This is a genomic window from Nannocystis pusilla, assembly GCF_020073745.1.
In the GTDB taxonomy this organism is placed as follows: Bacteria; Myxococcota_A; Polyangia; order Nannocystales; family Nannocystaceae; genus Nannocystis; species Nannocystis radixulma.
Window position 1 is genome coordinate 335,571 of sequence record NZ_JAIRAU010000027.1, and the last position, 14,853, is coordinate 350,423.

14 protein-coding genes are annotated in these 14,853 nt (G+C 74.7%); 10 read left to right on the forward strand and 4 right to left on the reverse strand.

Annotation, left to right across the window (positions count from 1 at the left end):
• The first annotated feature begins 524 nt into the window (after positions 1–524).
• From K7C98_RS20215 to K7C98_RS20240, 6 genes are all read left to right on the forward strand, one after another.
• The gene (locus K7C98_RS20215) at positions 525–1,205 is read left to right on the forward strand and encodes a DUF2293 domain-containing protein (protein WP_224193336.1); all 681 of its coding nucleotides are present in this window, start codon (positions 525–527) and stop codon (positions 1,203–1,205) included.
• Positions 1,206–1,282: 77 nt separating this feature from the next.
• Positions 1,283–2,041 (forward strand): class I SAM-dependent methyltransferase, encoded by a 759-nt coding sequence (locus tag K7C98_RS20220; RefSeq protein ID WP_224193337.1) that lies wholly within the window; start codon positions 1,283–1,285, stop codon positions 2,039–2,041.
• 57 nt (positions 2,042–2,098) lie between these two features.
• Positions 2,099–2,263, forward strand: a complete 165-nt coding sequence (locus tag K7C98_RS20225; RefSeq protein ID WP_224193338.1) for a hypothetical protein — start codon at positions 2,099–2,101, stop codon at positions 2,261–2,263.
• Between the two features lie 170 nt (positions 2,264–2,433).
• Entirely contained in the window at positions 2,434–2,994 is a 561-nt protein-coding gene (locus tag K7C98_RS20230; RefSeq protein ID WP_224193339.1) for a hypothetical protein, read from the forward strand.
• Positions 2,994–3,347: a hypothetical protein gene (locus K7C98_RS20235; protein ID WP_224193340.1), complete on the forward strand. Its 354-nt coding sequence runs from the start codon at positions 2,994–2,996 to the stop codon at positions 3,345–3,347. The genes K7C98_RS20230 and K7C98_RS20235 overlap by 1 nt, the downstream gene beginning before the upstream one ends.
• 2 nt (positions 3,348–3,349) lie before the next feature.
• A complete protein-coding gene (locus K7C98_RS20240) occupies positions 3,350–4,549 on the forward strand; it encodes a hypothetical protein (protein WP_224193341.1) in 1,200 nt (399 codons plus the stop codon).
• A gap of 221 nt (positions 4,550–4,770) precedes the next feature.
• On the opposite strand, the gene K7C98_RS20245 is transcribed toward K7C98_RS20240, so the two are convergent.
• On the reverse strand, positions 4,771–5,742 hold the full coding sequence (locus K7C98_RS20245) for a transcriptional regulator (protein ID WP_224193342.1): 972 nt from the start codon (positions 5,740–5,742) through the stop codon (positions 4,771–4,773).
• A 53-nt stretch (positions 5,743–5,795) separates the two neighbouring features.
• On the opposite strand from K7C98_RS20245, the gene K7C98_RS20250 reads away from it, so the two are divergent.
• On the forward strand, positions 5,796–8,807 hold the full coding sequence (locus K7C98_RS20250) for a tetratricopeptide repeat protein (protein ID WP_224193343.1): 3,012 nt from the start codon (positions 5,796–5,798) through the stop codon (positions 8,805–8,807).
• 110 nt (positions 8,808–8,917) lie between these two features.
• Here the strand turns inward: K7C98_RS20250 and K7C98_RS20255 are convergent, their stop codons facing one another.
• The 3 genes from K7C98_RS20255 to K7C98_RS20265 form a co-directional block, all read right to left on the reverse strand.
• A complete protein-coding gene (locus tag K7C98_RS20255; RefSeq protein WP_224193344.1) occupies positions 8,918–9,886 on the reverse strand; it encodes a terpene synthase family protein in 969 nt (322 codons plus the stop codon).
• Between the two features lie 299 nt (positions 9,887–10,185).
• Positions 10,186–11,325 (reverse strand): mechanosensitive ion channel family protein, encoded by a 1,140-nt coding sequence (locus K7C98_RS20260; RefSeq protein WP_224193345.1) that lies wholly within the window; start codon positions 11,323–11,325, stop codon positions 10,186–10,188.
• Positions 11,322–12,281 carry a prepilin peptidase gene (locus K7C98_RS20265; protein WP_224193346.1) on the reverse strand — a complete coding sequence of 320 codons (960 nt, stop codon included), beginning with the start codon at positions 12,279–12,281 and terminating at the stop codon, positions 11,322–11,324. Before K7C98_RS20265 ends, K7C98_RS20260 begins: the two co-directional genes overlap by 4 nt.
• Before the next feature lie 57 nt (positions 12,282–12,338).
• Between K7C98_RS20265 and K7C98_RS20270 the strand changes: the two genes are divergently transcribed.
• From K7C98_RS20270 to K7C98_RS20280, 3 genes are all read left to right on the forward strand, one after another.
• Positions 12,339–13,307 carry a hypothetical protein gene (locus tag K7C98_RS20270; RefSeq protein WP_224193347.1) on the forward strand — a complete coding sequence of 323 codons (969 nt, stop codon included), beginning with the start codon at positions 12,339–12,341 and terminating at the stop codon, positions 13,305–13,307.
• A 142-nt stretch (positions 13,308–13,449) separates the two neighbouring features.
• Positions 13,450–14,166: a ribosome silencing factor gene (gene rsfS / locus K7C98_RS20275; RefSeq protein ID WP_224193348.1), complete on the forward strand. Its 717-nt coding sequence runs from the start codon at positions 13,450–13,452 to the stop codon at positions 14,164–14,166.
• Positions 14,167–14,170: 4 nt separating this feature from the next.
• Entirely contained in the window at positions 14,171–14,596 is a 426-nt protein-coding gene (locus K7C98_RS20280; protein ID WP_224193349.1) for a 23S rRNA (pseudouridine(1915)-N(3))-methyltransferase RlmH, read from the forward strand.
• Positions 14,597–14,853 lie beyond the last annotated feature (257 nt).

Below are 14,853 nucleotides of genomic sequence, written 5' to 3' on the forward strand. Positions count from 1 at the left end.
GCTCGATAGGACATGTTCGTCCCGGCGCCGCCGAACGCCGCGCGGACGCGCGGGTCGGTCGACGAACAGGGCGGATCCGCGGCGCGGAGGCCCGTTCCCGGCCGCCGACGAGCGCGACGCGGGTCGGCGTCGGCCCGGCCGGCGAGGCGGCGGGAGCTTCAGTCCTGGTTCGCCGGGACAACGGCGGGCGCCCGGCATCTTCCCGCGGCGGTGAAGAAAATTTTTTGCGGGGCGAGCAGGCACGCGAGACTCGCGAGGACGGGCGCGTCTGCGCCGGGCCGCTCGTGCTTGCCGGCGGGTGAGGAGTGACCTCGAGAGGTCGCGGGGTGGCTCGGCAGGCCGCGAGTGCGACGCGGCCCGATCTCGAAGGAGGCCGCGTGAGGGCGCGGCACGTGGCGGGCGATCCCTCGTGAACCACTTCGTCGTCTTGTGAATTGCGTCGTGCGCTCGTCGGAGGTGCCGGCGGCGCCGTGCGCGTTCCTGCCTCGACAGCGGGCGCGTGTGTTGGCACAGTCCCGCGCAAGATGGCCGAGACGCTGACGCTGGCGCCCACCGCCGATCCGCAGGTATTCGTCGCGCCCGACGGGCGTCGTCTGTCGCCGCCGCCCGGGTGGGCCTGTCTGCCGCCCGGCGACGCGGCGCTGACGCGCAGGGTCAAGCTCGCAGGACCGTCGTGGGCGGTGGTCGAGAAGAAGGGCCGCAAGCTGTTCTCACGCGGGTTGTGGGCCCCGGCGGCGACGATCGAGCAGCTGCGAGAGGCGCTCGCGGCGGAGCGCACGACCGAGACCTACGCGAAGAAGCGGGTCGCCGACGCCGCGCGCCGCGAGCGGACCCAGGCGGCGTACGTGGTGACGTTCGAGGAGGCGGTGCTGCAGTACCTGCGCTTCGCGCCGCGCTGGCAGGCGCTGGCGCGCACGGTGGCCGCGCGGGTCACGGCCCACGCGACGCCGGTGGGCAGCGGCACGGTCGCACGCACCGAGCGGATCCCCGTCGAGGAGCGGGCCAGGGCGGCGGTGATCGCCTGGATGCGCCACCAAACCACCGGCTATGACGAGATGCACATCGCGCGGGTGAAGGGGGCGCGCCGCGAGGTCCGGCGCGAGCTCGCCGACATCTCGCGCGCGGTGCTCGACCTGCACCGACGCGACGAGCCGCACGCGGCGCAGCGCTGTCCGCTGTGCCAGGCCGCGGCGGGGCCGGCGTGAGCGACGAACGGCTCCGGCTCGTCACGGGCGAGCGCGCCGCCGAGGCATGACCCGGCGCGACGTTGTAGACTGCGCGCGTGCGCGTCGCTGCCTGCCTCCCGCTGTCCCTCCTGCTCGCGTGCGCGGCACCGGCGACGCACGCGGGCACGAGCCCCCCGGCCAGCGAGACGGTGGCGCCGGTGCGCGAGGCCAGCGTCAAGCCGGGCATCAACGACACGTGGCGCGACGGCGACACGAAGCGGCTGGTGCGGCGGCTCCAGTCGGAGTCGCGCGAGATCTGGGTCCACCGGGCGCGCGTCGTCGCGGCGGTCGCGGCCAGGCCTGGCATGGTCGTCGCCGACGTCGGGGCGGGCTCGGGCTTCTTGACGCTGATGCTGGCGCAGGCCGTCGGCGCGAGCGGCAAGGTGTACGCGCTCGACATCAACGCCGGCTTGCTCGCCAACATCGCGGCGGAGGCCCGCGAGAGCGAGCTCGCCAACGTCGAGACGATGCAGACGCCGGAGGATCACACGCCGCTGGCGCCGGGCTCGGTCGACCTCGTGTTCATGTGCGACGCGTACCATCACTTCGAGTACCCGCGCAGCATGATGCGATCGATCCGCGCGGCCCTCCGCCCCGGCGGCGAGCTGGTGCTGGTGGAGCTCGAGCGGATCCCGGGCAAGACCAGCAAGCACATGCTCGACCACGTCCGCGCCGGCAAGGAGGTGTTCCTCGCCGAGCTGCTCGCCGACGGCTTCGAGCTGGTGCGCGAGGAGAAGGTGCCGGAGCTGGCGGAGAACTACGTGCTGCGGCTGCGCAAGCCGGCGGACGCCGGCGCGGCGACGGCTGCTCGCTGAGCGAGCGTCGTCGTGCCCGGGCGGACCTCGTCATCCGCCGGGCAGCACTCCCTGGCCGTGGCGATCGAGCCCGATCCGGGCGACGTGCGGCAAGACCCGGTCGACGTCGAGGCGCCGCTGTTCGCGCCCGGGCTCCTCGGCCTGCACGTGCTCGACTACAACTTCGCGCTGCAGGAGCTGCTCGACCTTAGCGCGGCGAAGGCCGAGGCCGCCGGGTTGTGACATGTATTTTAGGGCATGTCTAAAAGGGCATGTCCTCGGAGATCGGTCGCCGGCGACCGCGCGGTCGTCGCGTGCGAGCGCGTCCGGCGCGAGAGCGCGCGGCGACGATTTTTGAAATTTTCTCTGCGACATCGGCCGCGGGCGCGGGTCCTCCGGGCGGAAGGGGTGCCATGTCGAGACAGAGATCGAGGGCGCGGCGCGCGCTGGCGGCCGCGGCGGTGCTGCCGCTGCTGCTGCCGGGCGAGGTGGCGGCGCAGCCGGGCGGGGACGCCGAGCTGGCCGCGGAGGCGCCGGTGCTGGAGTGGACGCACGAGGGCGGGGGGACCGGGGGGCGGACCGGGGGCGACCCGCACGCGATGAACAAGAAGATCCGCCGCGCGGGCGCGACGACGATCGCCGGCGCGAGCCTGGCGATCGCGGGCGGGGTCACGGCGATCGCGGGCGGGGTCCTGGGCTACCTCGGCTCGCCCGGGCGACTGAAGCAGCTCAAGCAGGACAACGACTACGTGCTGCCGGTCGACGATCCGAAGCGGCAGCAGATCATCGCCAACGCGCGCATGGCCACGTTCGTGCTCGCCAGCGGGGTCTCGGTCCTGGTGGTCGGGGTGATCATCACCGCGGTCGCGCGCTCCCGGCTCAAGAAGCTGCGCGAGCAGCGGCGCACGAGCATGGCGTTCGGCGCGGCGCCGACCCGCGGCGGGGCGGCGCTGCACTGGGAGGTGAGGTTCTGATGCGACGTACACGCTTCATTCACACGGCGCTGGTGTCCGCGGCGCTGGCGGGCTGCTCGCTGGCCGACGAGCTCGACGGCGAGCCGTGCGCGGTCGAAGAGGACTGCTGGCACACGCAGGAGTGCGGGCGCACGGCCGAGGAGGAGCAGCTCGCGCTGCCGGGCGTGTGCGTGTCCAAAGGGACAGGTTGCGTGCCCGGCCGGCAGCTCGGCTGCGCGTGCGATCCGCTCGACTACGACCGGGACTGTCTGATGGCGGCGCTGCCGGTCGCGATCGACTACCCGGCGATGATCTGCGACGAGGTCCGCCGCGTGTGCGTGCTCGAGTCGGACGAGAGCGGGGTGCAGCCGTGATCATGCGCGCGACGATCCGGAGGTTGGCCGCGCTCGCGCTGACGGCGACGAGCGGCTGCGCCTTCTTCACCGAGCTGACGAGCGCGGGCGGGGCCGACGCGTCGGCCTTCACCGTCAACATGGAGAAGTACGAGGTGCACAGCATCGACCTCGCGTTCGCGGACGCGGGCGAGCTGTGGTGCCCGGGCCAGAGCGGCCCGTTCAAGGTGCTGGCGCAGGCGATCGACAAGAAGAAGCCGGGCGAGGCGTTGACGCTCGAGACGGTGGCGCCCACGGCCGAGGCCAAGGAGGCGCGCGGGAAGATGGACCTGACGGAGTTCGCGCTGGCGGCCCGCGGCGGCTCGGTCGAGCGCGGGGTGTTCCGCGCCACCGACGACTCGTTCGCGACGCTGCTCGGCTTCGACGTCAAGGCGACGTACCGTCTCGACAGCACCAAGGAGGTGGTGCGTCACTTCGACCCGGAGTACTCGTGCATCACGGCCGTCGGGGCCGCGGGGTCGACCGGGGCCCAGGGCCAGGACGGGCCGTGGGGCGAGGACCGCGGCGGCGCGGGCGGCCAGGGCGGCGCCGGCGGGCCCGGTGCCCCGGGGCCGCGGCTCACGGCCCACGTCACGATCGTGCGCACGCCGAAGTACGAGAAGGCGGGGCTCATCCGGATCACCGGCGACCGCGAGCAGATGACGTTGTTCGATCTGGCGAAGGGCGTCACCGTCGTGGCTCGCGGCGGCGAGGGCGGGCGCGGCGGCGTCGGGGGCCAGGGCGGGGCCGGCAGCGATCCGGGGGGAGCCGGCGGCGCGGGTGGCAACGGCGGCGAGGGCGGACCGGGGGGCGCCGGCGGCGAGGTGTTGCTGATCGTCGACGACCGCTATCCCGAGCTGGCGCGGATCGTGGGGATCGACGTCGCGGGCGGGCCTCCGGGCGCGGGCGGGGACGGCGGCTACGGCGGCGTGGGCGGGCCTGCGCCGTCGGTCTGCAGCAAGTGCGAGACGCGGCCGCCCGGGGCGGACGGACCGGGGGGGGCCGCGGGACGCGACGGATCGGTGAGCGGCCGCGCGGGTCGCAGCGAGGTGCGCGCGGAGGACGTCTCGCGGGTGTTCGCGTCGCTGCCGCCGGGGCTGCGGCTGCGCGGCGAGGCGCGGGTGATGAGCCCGCCGCCGGGGCCGCCGGGCCCGCCGGTCAAGCCGCCGAAGCGGCGGCGGTGACGGGGGAAGGGAGGATGCCTGTCCGTTGGGACATGTCCCGGAAGGCGGGGCTCGCCGGCGCGGAGGGGGCGGAACTGTCCGTGGCGACATGCGCCGGAGCGGCGGCCGGAGACGAGCGACTTGCGGCGGCCTCAAGTGAGGCGAAGGACATGTTCATGGGGGCATGTGCGAATCGACTTGTCGCCGAGGACATGTTCTATGGAGCATGTCCGATGAGCCGCTCACCGGGGCTTGCCGGGGGCGGCGGGCGTGCCGGGCTCGCGCAGCAGCGTCGGCAGGGTGATGTCGAGGCGGCTGTCGATCAGCCGCATGATGCTGTCGAGCTCGGAGGCGGGGACGTGGAGGCGGCGGCCGAGGGCGCGGCGGGTGTGCTCCAGCACCGACCGGCGGGCGCCGTCGATCCAGCGCGCGGTGGTCGAGCGGTGGACGCCGTAGAACTCGGCGAGGCGGTCGATGCTGAGGCCGTCGAGGGCGTGCTGGCGCAGGAGGACGCGCTCGCGGTCGGTCAGCGCGGCGACGGCCTCGCGGAAGGCCTGCTTGAACGCCTCGCGGTAGTGCCGCTTGAAGTGCTCGAGCTCGGGGCCGGCGTCGGCGGGCATCAGGGCCGCGATCGCGTCGTCGTCGCCGGAGACCTCGCGCTGCGGGCGGCCGAGGAGGCGCAGCGTCTCGCGCGTGGCGACCACGCGGATCCACGCGCGCAGGCTGCCGCGGCCGGAGTACTCGGCGAGTCGCGCGTGCGACTCGTCGGCGGCCGAGGGGCGCGGCATGAGCAGGCGCTCGCGCACGATCTGCTGCAGGTCGGTCTGCTGCGAGGCCGTGGCGCCGCGCCGGGCGGCCGCGCGCTCGACGATCGGGACGAGCAGGCGATCGAAGCCGGCGAGGGCCCTGGGGTCGCCGTCGACGCAGGCGCACGCGAGGTACAGGTCGCCGACGCAGAGCTCGGCGAGCGCGGCCTCCGCGGGCCGGTCCGCGGCGAGCCGGGGCGCCAGGGCGGCGACGAACCGGGGCGCCGGCAACGACAGCCCCGGCCAGGCGCGCTCGGCCGCGGCGACGGCGTCGGCCAGCGCGCGGCCGAGACCGGGCGTGAATTTCAGGTCGGGTCGGGCCGCGGCGAGCTCTGCGGCGAGCGCGTCGGGGCCGGGCGCGTCGCGTTCGCGCGCACCCGCGCCGGTCTCCTCGCGCCCGGTGACCATGTCGCCGGTGATATCGTGCCCGGGTCGGGCGAGCAACGATGCCGTCGCCACCGGTGAGCGCCTGTCTGGGCACGGAGACGCTGCTCGAGCTCGTCGAGGGCCGGGCCGCAGAGGCCACGCGCGCGCGGGTGGAGGCCCACGCGTCGCGCTGCGAGGCGTGCCGGCAGCTGCTCTCGGAGCTGGCGAGCGACGTCACCGAGGCGCCGACGCGCGACGGCGGCGCGCCGGCGCGCACGCCGACGCCGACGCCGCAGCGCGAGGGGGAGGCGGCGAGCGAGGCGAGCCTGCCGCTGCTGCCGGGGGCGCGCGTGGGCCGCTACGTCGTGATGTCGCTGCTCGGCGCCGGCGGGATGGGGGTGGTCTACGCGGCGCACGACCCCGAGCTGGGCCGGCCGGTGGCGCTCAAGCTGCTGCGCCCGCACCCCGACGGGCCGCGCCGCGAGCTCGAGGATCGCCTGCGCCGCGAGGCCCAGGCGATGGCCCGGCTGTCGCACCCGAACGTCGCGGCGATCCACGACGTGGGCCGGATCGGCGACCGGATCTTCATCGCCATGGAGCTGATCCGCGGCCAGACGCTGGCGGCCTGGTTGCGCGCGGGGCCGCGATCGCGGTGGGAGATCCTCGCGCGCTTCCTGCTCGCCGGCCGCGGGCTGGCGGCCGCCCACGCGGCCGGGCTGGTCCACCGCGACTTCAAGCCCGAGAACGTGCTCGTGACCGACGACGGCCAGGTGCGCGTGGTCGACTTCGGCCTCGCGCGCGCCAGCGGCGACGAACCACTCGCGATCACCGAGCCCGCGGCCGAGGGGACGCCTCTGGCCGATCTGACGGCGACGGGGGCGGTGCTGGGGACGCCGAGCTACATGGCGCCGGAGCAGCACGCGGGCCGACCGGCCGAGGCGCGCTCGGATCAGTTCAGCTTCTGCGTCGCGCTGTACACGGCGCTGTACGGCCAGCGGCCGTTCGCGGGCGACACCGTCGAGTCGCTGGCGCTCGCGGTCCGCGACGGCCGGCTGGCGCAGGTGCCCCGCGGGGCCCGGGTGCCGCGACACCTGCGACGGGCGCTGCTGCGCGGGCTGGCGGTCGCGCCGGCCGATCGGTTCCCGACGATGGACGCGCTGCTGGCCGCGCTCGCGCGCGAGCCCGGTCGTCGGCTCGCGGCGGCGGCGCTCGTCGTCGGCGCGGCGGGGCTGCTCGCGGGCCTCGTGTACGCCTACGCGGCCGAGCCCGGGCTGTGCCGCGGCGCCGCGCGCCACCTCGCGGGCGTGTGGGACGGCGAGCGCCGCGAGCAGGTGACGCACGCGCTGACGCAGGCCGGGGCGCTGCCGGCCGCGGTGGCCGAGCTGGCGGGCAGCCTCGACGACTACGCCGCGCGCTGGGTGGCGATGCGCACCGAGGCGTGCGCGGCGACGTGGCTGCACGGCGAGCAGACCGAGGCGCTGCTCGGCCTGCGCACCTCGTGCCTCGACGCCCGCCTGCGCGAGCTGCAGGCGCTCGGCGATCGCCTGCGGACGGCCGATCGAGCGACCGCCGAGCAGGCCGTGCGCGCGGCGCATCGCCTGTCGGAGCTCGATGGTTGCGCCGACGTCGACGCGCTGACGGCCCCGGTGCGGCCTCCCGCCGACCCGCAGACGCGCCGGCAGGTCGAGGCGCTGCGCAGCCGGCTCGCCGAGATCAAGTCGTTCTGGGACGCCGGCCGCTACCGCGAGGGGCTGGCGCGCGCCCAGGCGCTGACCCCGGAGGCGCGCGCCGTGGGCTACCGCCCGCTCGTGGCCGAGGCGCTGTACTTCGAGGGCGTCCTCGCCGACGAGCTCGGCGAGTTCGACGCGGCCGTGCGCGCGCTCGAGGCCGCGGTCTGGTCGGCCGAGGCGAGCGGCCACGACGTCGTCATGGCCGAGGCGCTGATCGCCCTGATGTGGATCAAGGCGATCGAGCAGGCCCGCCACGACGAACTGCCGGCGATCGAGGGTCGCGTGACCGCGGCGCTCGAGCGGCTCGGTCGCCCGCGCCGGCGCGAGGCGTCGTTCCTGTCGATGCGCGGGCGCGTCGCCCTCGATCGCGGCGATTTCACCGCGGCCGAGGCCGACTTGAAGGAGGCGCTGGCGATCCTCGAGCGCCGCTTCGGCGCCGACGATCTGCGCACCCTCGAGATCGTGTTCTTCCTCGCCGGCGTGGCCATCCAGCGCACCGACGCCGGGACCGCCTTGCCGCTGCTCGAGCGGGTGCTGGCCGGGCAGCGGCGGGTGTACGGCGACGAACATCCGGACGTCGCCGTCACGCTCGAGACCTACGGCGCGGCGCTCTACGGCGTCCACCGCTACGACGAGGCCGAGGCGGCGTACGAGCAGGCGCTGGCGATCTACCAGCGCGAGCTCGGCCCGAACCATTTCAGGATCGCCACCGTGCTGCACAACCTCGGGCTCGTGCACGCGTGGCAGGGCCGCGAGGAGGACGAGATCGATCGCCTGCGCCAGGCCGCGAGCCTGAGCGAGCGCGAGCTCGGGGCCGATCACCCGCACACGGGCGACGTGCTGGCGGGGCTGGCGGGGGCGCTGTCGCGGGCCGGCCGGCACGGCGAGGCGGAGGCGATGTACCGGCGGGCGCTGGCGTCGCTGCGGGCCAGCGTCGGCCCCGAGCACTACATGATCGGCGACGCCCTGTTCGGGCTCGGCGAGCTCGAGGTCGAGCTCGGCCGCTACGAGGACGCGAAGCGATCGATCACGCAGAGCGTGGTGATCTCCCGCAAGGCCCGCGGCGACGCCTACAGCGGGGCCGACGAGCTGCGCGTGCTCGGCGACATCGAGTACCGCCTCGGCCGGCCCGAGCGCTCGGTCGAGCTGCTCGAGCAGGCGGTGGCGCTGCAAGATCCGAACGCCGACCCCGGCCTGGTCGCGTGGACCCGCGGGCTCTTGGCCCGCGCCCTCCACGACGCCGGCCGCGACCGCGCCCGCGCCCGCGCGCTCCTCGACGAGGCGTGGCGTCACATCCGGGCCGACGAGCGGATGGAGGACGAGCGCGCGACGCTGGAGCGGTGGATCCAGGCCCGCGGCCTGCGACCGCCGGCGTGAGCGGGCGTGTCCCTCAGGGCATGTTTAACAGGGCATGCTCGGGAGGGCATGTGCGAGAGACCATGGCCCCAGCGACATGTCCCCGGCGACATGTCTTGCGCGCGCCGGGCTCACACGTACTCGATCTCGATCGCCAGGCCCGGGCCGGAGGGCAGGCGGGTGACGAGCGCGCCGGTCGAGTGCCAGCGGGCGAAGCCGTGACACAGCGACTGCACTGCGCGCAGCCAACGGGTCACGGCCTCGCTGCGCGGGAACTCGGCGCGCAGCAGCTGCGACGCGCCGGTGAGGCCGCACAGGCTCTCGTCGTGCAGCGCCTCGATTTCGGCGGCGGCGGCGGCGGGGCTCAGGCCCTCGTTGCGGAGCATGCAGCCGAGCAGGTTGGGGCGGTGCGAGGCGAGGTCCTCGGCGACGCCGACGAGGTCGTCCTGGACGGCGACGAGGCGGGCGGCGTAGCGGCGGACCGCGGCGTGGGCGGGGTGGCTACGCACGGCCAGCGGGAGCGGACAGTCGCCGACGTACTCGAGGAAGTCGATCGCCGGGGCCACGCCGACGCTGGCGACGCGGGTCGGCAGCAGGTCCTGGCGGGTCGGGTAGGCGACGTCGGCGGCGATCTTGGCGCGCCAGTGGGTCTCGCAGCGGCTGGCCTCGAGCCAGTCGGCGAGGTGCTCGGCCAGGCGGCCACACCAGGCCGGGCCCATCGCGGCGCGACAGCGGCGGGCGACCTCCCACCAGCCGCGCAGGGCCGCGGGGACGCTCTCGGGCAGGTTGTCGCTGCCGCGGACGGCGGCCAGGAGGTCGGCCTCGGCGAACCCGCCGTCCTCACCGAGGACGGCCCAGAAGGTCAAGAACCGCAGGGCGGTCGCGGCCCGCTGGGGGTCGCCGGCGATGGTCGGCCATCCGCCGAGGCGGGCCACCGCCAGTCCGCGGAAGCCGGACGCCCCGAGCAGGCGCGGGCCCGGGCTCAGGACCTCCTGCAGGCCGAGGTCCCCCGGCGAGAACCAGGGCAGCGGATAGCGCAGCGTCACCTCGATCGCCAGCTCGGCCGTCATCCGTGATCGATCGTCGCGTGGGAATTTCATGCGAGGAGGGGAGGGAGAGGGGTCCGCCCCGGGCGTCGGACCGGCGGTCTCCGGCCCGACGCCCGAGACCGGCGCTCCGGGGTCAGGAGCGCCGGCGACTTGTCTGCGGTTGGTCGATGGCCAGGAGGTCGTCGATCCCGTGTGCGAGCCGGGGTCTCGCCACGAGTCATCCTGCCGATCGACGAGTGAGCGGCGCCACAAGGTCGATCGGATCACAGTGATCGTGCGCCCACGCGACGAGCCCGTCGCGCGAACAAAATGCGGCTCTTCGACCCCAAATCAGGCCCGCAGGCGCTGAATCAGGGTGGTGGCGGTTGAGACCCCGCGGGGGTGGCCGTGGTGTCGGCGGTCGCGGAGGTCATGTGCACGACCCGGTGCGGGACCGGGATCACCACGCCCTCGCGACGCAGGCGGTTCAGCACGCGCTTGACCATCGTCGAGGTCAGGGGGTTGCGGTCGACGAAGTTGCGGATCGGGACGTACAGGCGGATCTCGAGCGCCCACTCGCCGACGCGGAAGCGCGGCAGCGAGGGCTCGTCGCGCAGGCCGGGCAGCTCGGCGCGGGCCAGGCGGACCTCGTCGAGCAGGAGCGCCTCGATCGCCTCGGGGTCGACGTCGAGCCCGACGCGCAGGGCGACCTCGATCCACATCGAGGGGTCGGGCCGGCTGTAGTTCGTCATCATCGCCTCGGCCAGGCGCTTGTTGGGGATGTAGATGAGGAGCTCGTCGAGCGTGCGCAGGGTGGTGGTGCGCCAGCCGATGTCGGCGACGAAGCCCTCCATCTTGGAGCCGTCGATGCTGACGAAGTCGCCGAGGCGGATCTGCCGCGAGGCGCTGAGGTTGACCCCGGCGAACACGTTGGCGAGCGTGTCCTGGAAGGCCAGCGCGACCGCGAGGCCGCCGACGCCGAGGGCCGTGAGCGCGGGGAACACCGAGACCCCGAACATCCCGAGGATCGCCCCGACGCCGAGCAGCAGCAGCAGCGAGTTGATGATGTACTTGACGAGGGTCGTGCCGCCGCCGGACGGCGACTGGTTGCGGCCGACGATCTCAGACACGATCCGCATCAGCGTCAGCGTCACCGACAGCGCCAGCACGGCGGCCGCGATCTTCTCGCCGGCGGCGATCGAGCGCGCCTTCCACGGCATGTCGGGCATGGCCGCGAGGACGCCGGCGAGGATCGACCACAGCAACGCGCGGTCGCGCAGGCGGGCGGTGACGATGTCGTCGATCGCCCAGTCGTTGCGGGCGCTGGCGCGGACCAGCAGCGGCAGGACGACGAACCGCAGCACGAGCCCGAGGAGCAGCGCGAACACCAGCTCGGCGGCCACGTCGGCGTAGCCGCGCGCGGCGCGGGGCAACAGCTCGAGGGCCAACCAGTGCAGCTGCGGCAGCGGAAAGACCGCGTCGTCCATCGGTGCTGAAAAGAACTCGATCACGGCGAAACGAGCGCGGCCCACAGGGCCTCGATGTGCTCGCGCAGGAACATATACTCGAAGGCGGCGAGCGCGAGGAAGGGCCCGAAGGGGACGCGCGCGCCGAGCACCCCGGCGTCGGGATCCTCGTCGCCGAGCTCGGGGTCGTCGCCGTGGACCTCGGCCAGCGCGGTGTTGGCCACGCGGCGGCCGAGGAGCAGCATCGGCACCGCGACGAGGAGGCCCTGGATCGCCCCGGCCGCGAGCGTCCACATCAGGCCGCGGGCGCCGCCGAACGCCCCGACCATCGCCAGCAGCTTGCCGTCGCCCAGGCCGAGCGCCTCGATGCCCCGGTAGCGGAGGTATACCCAGCGCAGCCCGGCGATCAGCAGGTACCCGCAGGCCGCCGCGAGCCCGGCCTCGACCACGCCGACGCCGAGCGTGGCGGGGCTCGCCGCCGCGACCGCGATCCCGAGGCCCGCGATCGGCAGCACGACCTCGTCGGGGATCAGCCACAGATCGAGATCGGTGTAGGTCGCGATCAAGAGGCCGAGGCCGAACACGAACCACAACAGCCACGCGAGCAGGCCGGGCGGGCCGCCCTGGACCATCGGCCGCAGGACGTACTGCAGATAGAGCGTGAAGCTCAGGATGCCGCCGAGCAGCTCGACCACGAGGTAGCGCAGGGCGAACGGCTCGCCGCAGCGGCGGCAGCGCCCGCGCAGCAGCAGGTACGAGAGGACCGGGATGTTGTCGTACCAGGCGATCGGCGTCTCGCACGCCGGGCAGGCCGAGCCCGGACGGACGACCGATAGCCCGCGCGGCAGGCGCCAGATCGCCACGTTGGCGAAGCTGCCCCACAGCGTGCCCCACAAGAAGGCCATCCAGGGCGCCCACGGAGCCATCAGGGCCTTCACCAGCACCGGATCGATCTCGACGAGGTCGAGGGTGGGCTGGCCTTGCAGGAACGGCTCGAGCATCGCGTCGGCCCGATCCTACGCGATCCGGCGCGCGCTTGTTCCTGATATCCTGCGCGCGTGCCAGCGCCCTCGATCCGGCCCGTCCGCGGCCTCGCCCTCGCGGTCCTGCTCGCGTGCGGGCCGGCGGCCTGCGGCGACGACGACGCCGCGCCCGCCGTGGAGCCGACCAGCCTGCCGCCGCGCCCCGGGGCCGCGCGCCAGAGCCAGGCCGAGGTCGCCCGCGCCGGCGTCGACGCCCTCCTGGCCACGCCGACCCCGGCGACCCTGCTCGCGGTCCTGGCCCAGAGCCACGCCACCGCGCGCGAGCTGCTCGGCCGCCACACCCTCAAGTACACGGCCGAGTTCAACCTCACGCCGGTCGAGCCGGTGCGCCCGGCGGTCGACACGCCGGTGCTGCCGGCGCAGAAGGTCGTCGACGAGCTCGAGCTGCAGTGGGCCGCCGGTCCCGAAGAACCTGTCCGTTTCTACCTGTCCCAACATACCGATCAGCACCGCGGGCGCGAGGTCATGGTCCTCGACGAGAAGGCCTACACGCGGCTGATGCACCGCGGCTGGCACGTGCGCCCGCTCGACGCCGACCTCCACCTGCGCTGGCTCGACGAGGCCCAGCGCAGCGTCCACGACGTCGTCGAGCTGGCCGCGCCGGCGCTGGCCGTGGCCGCGGTCGAGGAGGGCGAGCTGGTGCGGGTGACACTGTCGCTGGCCGAGCCCGGCGCGCGCGCCCCCGTGGCCGCGAGCGCCGCCCCCGGCCGCGCCTGGCGCGAGCGCGCCGAGGTCACGGCGGTCGAGGGCACGCTGACGCTCGAGCGGGCCACCGGGTTGTGGCAGTCCGCGGAGGTGCGGGTCGGCTACGGGGTGCGGGACGAGCTCGAGCGGGCGCTGGTCGGCGAGACCCACCTCACCGGCACGGCGGGGCGGGCCCCCGATCTGCAGATCCAGGCGCCGGAGCACGTCCAGCCGCTGCCGGAGCGGGTCCGCTACGAGAGCGAGCGGCGGCGTCTGCTCGACGGCCTCGCCGGCACCTGAGCGGGCGCCCGAGGCCGCGGTCGCGCGAGCGGGCGAGCGAGCGGAGGTCGGCGAGTCGAACCGCGCTCGTGCGTGAGCTGACGCGCCGGGGCGGACCCCGGGGGCCTTTGCCTCGCCGCTCGCCCGCGCTAAAAGGCCACGCGTGACGAAGCCTGCCCTTACGCGCGCGGATCTGCCGCCCGCCCTCCAGCGTGCGCTCGACCTCGCCGTCGACGCCAAGGCCGCCGCGCCCGTGGTCCTCAAGCTCACCGACGTGGCCGGCTACACCGACTGGGCCCTGGTCGTGTCCGGCCGGTCCGACCGCCACGTCGGCGGCATCACCGAGGCGATCATGGCTGGCCTGAAGGACATCCAGACCACCCCGATCGGCACCGACGGCCTCGAGGAGCACCTGTGGGACCTCCTCGACTACGACGACTTCCTGATCCACGTGTTCTACCACCCGGTGCGCAAGCACTACGACCTCGAGAGCATGTGGCGCGACGCGCCGCAGGCCGAGCTCGGGCTGCCGGCGGAGGTCATGGACACCGCCGGGCTCGAGGGCCTGGCGCCGCCGGCCGACATGCCGCCGTTCCGCGGCGGCACCTTCGGCGCGTTCCCGGGCGAGCTCGAGGACGAGGAGGAGCTGGCCGGCGCGCCGGGTGAGCTGGCGCCCGACGAGGACGACGAGGGCGAGGACCTCGACGCCGCGGACGACGAGGCCGCCGAGTACGACGAGAGCGACGAGAGCGACGACTTCGCCGACGAGGAGGGCGACTACGCCTACGCCGACGACGAGGACGACGAGGACCTCGCCGACGAGCCGGCCGACGAGGCCGCCCCGGCCGAGGCGACGCCACCCGCCCCGCGGCGCAAGTGAGACCGTGAAGATCAGCGTCGTCGCCGCCGGCAAGCTCAAGGACACCGCGCTCGTCGCGTTGTGCGCCGACTATTTGCGGCGCGTGCAGCCGTTCGTCACCGTCGAGGTGCTCGAGGTCCGCGACCTCGCGGCGATCCGCACCCACTGGTCGCGCTACGAGGGCGCCCGCGTGCTCCTCGACGAGCGCGGCGAGCAGCTGGCCACCCGCGAGCTCGCGCAGTGGATCGACCGCTGGCGCCGCGACGCCCGCGACGTCGCGCTCTACATCGGCGACGCCGACGGCTTCACCGTCACCGACCGCACCCAGGCCGACCGCCTGCTGGCCGTGTCGCGCATGACCCTGCCGCACCGGCTCGTGCGCCTGATCCTGCTCGAGCAGCTCTACCGCGCCGGCTCGCTGCTCGCCGGGCACCCGTACCACCACGGCTGAGCTGGCCCGAGGGGCATGGCCTCGCGGGCATGTCCGATCGGGCATGTGCCATTGGGCATGGCCGAACAGGCAGGTTGCTCGCGCGGGCCCGCCGGTGCGAAGGGGCCACGACGTGGCGGCCCCGCTGTTCGTGGCGGTGTCGGCGTGCTCGCGCGAGGCCTCGCTCGGGCGAGGCCGTCCGCGCCGGCCCCAGCGGGCGCCGGAGCGTGCGGCCGATGCACGACATGTCCGCGGGCCGGCTGGTGTCGGCGGCGCCG

What these genes read in the sequence shown, in the direction of transcription:
- K7C98_RS20240 (WP_224193341.1), top strand. Translation starts at nt 3,350, where the DNA reads ATGCGCGCGACGATCCGGAGGTTGGCCGCGCTCGCGCTGACGGCGACG.
- K7C98_RS20235 (WP_224193340.1), top strand. Translation starts at nt 2,994, where the DNA reads ATGCGACGTACACGCTTCATTCACACGGCGCTGGTGTCCGCGGCGCTG.
- K7C98_RS20215 (WP_224193336.1), top strand. Translation starts at nt 525, where the DNA reads ATGGCCGAGACGCTGACGCTGGCGCCCACCGCCGATCCGCAGGTATTC.
- K7C98_RS20245 (WP_224193342.1), bottom strand. Translation starts at nt 5,742, where the DNA reads ATGGTCACCGGGCGCGAGGAGACCGGCGCGGGTGCGCGCGAACGCGAC.
- K7C98_RS20230 (WP_224193339.1), top strand. Translation starts at nt 2,434, where the DNA reads ATGTCGAGACAGAGATCGAGGGCGCGGCGCGCGCTGGCGGCCGCGGCG.
- K7C98_RS20255 (WP_224193344.1), bottom strand. Translation starts at nt 9,886, where the DNA reads ATGAAATTCCCACGCGACGATCGATCACGGATGACGGCCGAGCTGGCG.
- K7C98_RS20265 (WP_224193346.1), bottom strand. Translation starts at nt 12,281, where the DNA reads ATGCTCGAGCCGTTCCTGCAAGGCCAGCCCACCCTCGACCTCGTCGAG.